The sequence below is a fragment of the Thauera sp. ZXT1-4 genome, from assembly GCF_052598215.2.
Genome location: NZ_JBQWSN020000068.1, coordinates 1 through 3552, shown reverse-complemented (window position 1 = coordinate 3552; position 3552 = coordinate 1). Strand labels below are relative to the sequence as shown.

Below are 3552 nucleotides of genomic sequence, written 5' to 3'. Positions count from 1 at the left end.
TCATGCGCTGGGGCTCGCGGAGCGGGTACGCGCTGAAGACAACACGGATTCAGGAATCAGGTATCACGGGTAGCCAGCCACATCCAGGCCACGATGACGGATGAAAAGCCCGGCCCTGTCGCTGACGACGATCATAACGATCCGCCGCCACCGGCATCGACGGCGACCGGGCAGCCTCAACCTGCGGATACCGACGCCCCGGAAGAACCAGCCAACGCATCCGCCAATCCAATGGCCGTTCTGCCACAGAACCATCGCGCCCGGCAGACCATTCAGGATTCTGCGCCTACGTATAGTTTGTATAAGTATAAAAAAAGTACGTACTGCGCGGGCGAAAACGAAAAATCCAGTTCCGTGCAGTTGCCACCCTGCCTGATCGGCGTCAAGCCCAGGCAGCAACAGGATATTCAGGCGGCGCTGCGTCAGTTGCCTGAGCAACAGCGTCAGGATGTCCTCGATGAATTGCAGGCCCGCAGTCAGAGCGGCGTGGTACGCAATGCCATCGCCTATTTCTTCGGGTTGATCAAGCGGGTACTGGCCGGAGAATTCCGTTTTTGGGCGGGTCGCAGGCTGCGTCAGCCTGCCAGCCCTCCCGCCCCGGCAAAGCCCGCCGTGGTCGCCACTCAGCCGACTGCACCACCGTCCCCCGCGTTCAAGCCCGCAGCCCCGGAAGTCGTCAGGGCACACCTCGCCAACATTCGCAGCATGCTGGGCAAGCCCACGGATGCCAGTGAGCTTGCCGCCCGGCTCATGCAGGACAAAGGGTGGCAGCCTGATCCAGCATGAGCAGGCGCAAACCCTGGCGCTGCCTGACCAGGCAGGGCGGCCTGATGGCCTGACGGGTCGGGCAGCCGACAAGGCCGCAGGCCGCGTCAGTGGCACAGCCATCGGGAACAGGCCCCGCGCCGCGACTAACCGAGCAAGACGGCGGTCACATGAACGCTCATTGCCTGCGCCAGATCGGGCAACGTACGGCTGCCGGGTCGTCACTGCACACCGCAGTGACGACACGGCGAACTGCAGCAACAATACGGGCTGGCGCAGCATCGCATTGTCTCTGTCGCACATGATGATGGCCGGGCGATACTGTCCCGGCAGTGACCTACCGGCAGGTACAACGCCGGACATGCTGGCGCAGTTTCCATGCGCCGTCATTGCGCGGGCCGTACCCATCCGGCCACCCCAAAGGCACCGGCTTCTGCAAGTGCCTGTCCGCAAGGATGAAGCCACCCCAGGTGCGCCAGGCTCGTTCGCGCGCCGCCCTGCAACAGGGTGAGCCACCGTTCTCATCAAGCCATCCGGCGTCGTCCCATCCGCCGCAGCGTCCTGCTGCCTGTTTGTCCCATGCCCGCTGTCGTCATCAGCCGGGAGCTGTCCCTTATCCCATCCACAGGAGGTTTATCCATGCACTACGCACCATGACTGGCTGCCCGGTCTTCCCACAGGAAGCAAGGCGGACGCCTCATACCGAGGCAACGGGTGTGCTGAGCACCCAGACCCTTCGCCCTTCGGGGATCTCGCCATAGCGAGTTGGCAATAACACTAACCGATCAAGTTCTCAGCATGACGCTACACCCAGGACACAGGAGGCAGGCGGTGGATGATTTGACCTGGACGCTGAAACAGCTGTGCCGACGCAACCGTGACGGCAGCTTCGCCACACAGGCCGACCGGCAGCGCTCCCTGACGCTGATGGCCCGCCAGTTGCGTGACGCGGGGTTCAACCAGATGCAGGCTCGCTCGCTCAAGGGCAAGCACGTCGATGCGCTGCTCAACCAGTGGCAGGCACAGGGGCTGTCGACCGGCACCCTGAAAAACCGCCTGAGCCATCTGCGCTGGTGGGCCGAGAAGATCGGCAAAGGGGGGCTTCTGCCTGCCGACAACCGCCAGCTCGGCATTCCTGAGCGCCAGTACAGCACCAACCAGAGTAAGGCACAGACCCTGGACGAGCGCCTGGAGGCCATCCGCGATGCGCATGTGCAGATGAGCCTGCGCCTACAGGCCGCCTTCGGGCTGCGCCGCCAGGAGTGCATCAAGTTCCAGCCGGCCTGGGCAGACCGGGGCGACCACATAGCGCTAAAAGGATCATGGACGAAGGGCGGTAAACCACGCAGTGTGCCCATCACCACGCCGCAGCAACGGACGGTGCTCGATGCGGCCCGGACGCTGGCGGGCGCCGGTTCGCTGATCCCGGCGCACAAGTCCTATATCCAGCAGCAGCACGTGTATGACGGCCAGTGCAAGGCGGCAGGACTGAGCAATATGCACGGCCTACGTCATCAGTATGCCCAGGCAAGATATGAGGCACTGACCGGCTGGCAGGCGCCGGCTGCGGGCGGGCCGACGGCGCGCGACCTGACCCCGGCCCAGCGCCAGGTCGATGCGCAGGCTCGCCAGATTATCAGCCATGAACTCGGCCATGAACGGCCCCAGATCGTCACGCTGTATGTGGGGCGCTAGTCGCCGGCTAGCCTCGTCGCATCCACAGTTCATACGCCTGGCCCGAGAGCATGAAGTAGGCCGCACCGAGCAGCATGATCAGCAGCACGACACCGCTGATACGAGCGGAAAACCGGGTGTACCGGGCCAGGGCAAACCAGAGCGAGGACAGCGTGCCGCTGGCCCGCTGGTTCATCAGGGCGAGGTAATGTAGCGATCGGAGTGCCGCAGCAAGCGTTGCGCCGATCCCCATCACGACCCCGAAGAGCTGAGACAGTATCCAGATCCGGTGCTCGTCCTCCAGTACATCAAAATAGTAATCAATGATCCCGTAGCGGAAAGCCGCCTCACGGGCGCCGGCAATAATGCCTGCTTGCGCCAGTTCGGTCAGGTAGATGGAGGCGCCCACGGCAACCAGGGGCGTGAAGATGTACCAGCCCCATTCCGCGCTGTTGTATTGCCCCCGGATGGCAGAGGCCAAACCAGCTGCCAGGATAAACGCCGTGCAGGAAAACACCCCACTCAGCCAATAGTGCAGGATGTCACTGGCGTAACGGCTATATCCCCAGATGACAACGGCCACGACCAGAAATAGTGCGCCAAGGTAAGCCCACACGTCGTCCGAAGAAGAGGATGTTCCCCGGCCTTGATTCACCACGACCGTTTGCCTGAAGGTGATAACGGTCTGCTGCACTGTGACAGGTGCCGCAGGCGAAGGGGTGTTGTTGAATCCGCCAAATAGCAGCCCCAATATGGCGCCCACAAGTGGGGAAATAACGGCACTTTGTACAAGTGGGTTATTGACCCAGGTAACAAACGCGTATATGGACTCTCCCCACAAGTAGTGAGCAAAGCATTGCTTTTGCACCTGTCGTCAGCGCGGTTGCATTCGTATATCCGGCCTGTTGTGGGCTTTCTTGCCCTGGCCAATCTGTAGTTCGCGCAGCGGGGGCCAAGCGTTCAATCGATCACGCGGATCATGATTGTTATCGGCCTTATTCCGCTGCAGGACTCGCCTGTTCCGACAGTGCTGCTGTTCACCACAACCACCAGAAAACGTAAGCGCTCACCCAGCGGCGTCGTTGCTAAACAGCGCGCCTTGAGATATCCGAG

General features: G+C 62.1%; 3 protein-coding genes. 2 read left to right on the top strand and 1 reads right to left on the bottom strand.

Going from position 1 to position 3552, the window contains the following annotated elements:
- Positions 1-93 precede the first annotated feature (93 nt).
- Positions 94-786 (top strand): hypothetical protein, encoded by a 693-nt coding sequence (locus ACUH78_RS18835; RefSeq protein WP_445334407.1) that lies wholly within the window; start codon positions 94-96, stop codon positions 784-786.
- Between the two features lie 810 nt (positions 787-1596).
- Positions 1597-2460 carry a phage integrase N-terminal domain-containing protein gene (locus ACUH78_RS18830; protein ID WP_094267734.1) on the top strand — a complete coding sequence of 288 codons (864 nt, stop codon included), beginning with the start codon at positions 1597-1599 and terminating at the stop codon, positions 2458-2460.
- Positions 2461-2467: 7 nt separating this feature from the next.
- On the opposite strand, the gene ACUH78_RS18825 is transcribed toward ACUH78_RS18830, so the two are convergent.
- Positions 2468-3133, bottom strand: a complete 666-nt coding sequence (locus ACUH78_RS18825; protein WP_094267733.1) for a hypothetical protein — start codon at positions 3131-3133, stop codon at positions 2468-2470.
- Positions 3134-3552: the final 419 nt, after the last annotated feature.

Bases quoted from the DNA above. Each gene is read 5' to 3' on its own strand.
- ACUH78_RS18835 (WP_445334407.1), top strand. From the start codon at position 94: ATGACGGATGAAAAGCCCGGCCCTGTCGCTGACGACGATCATAACGAT.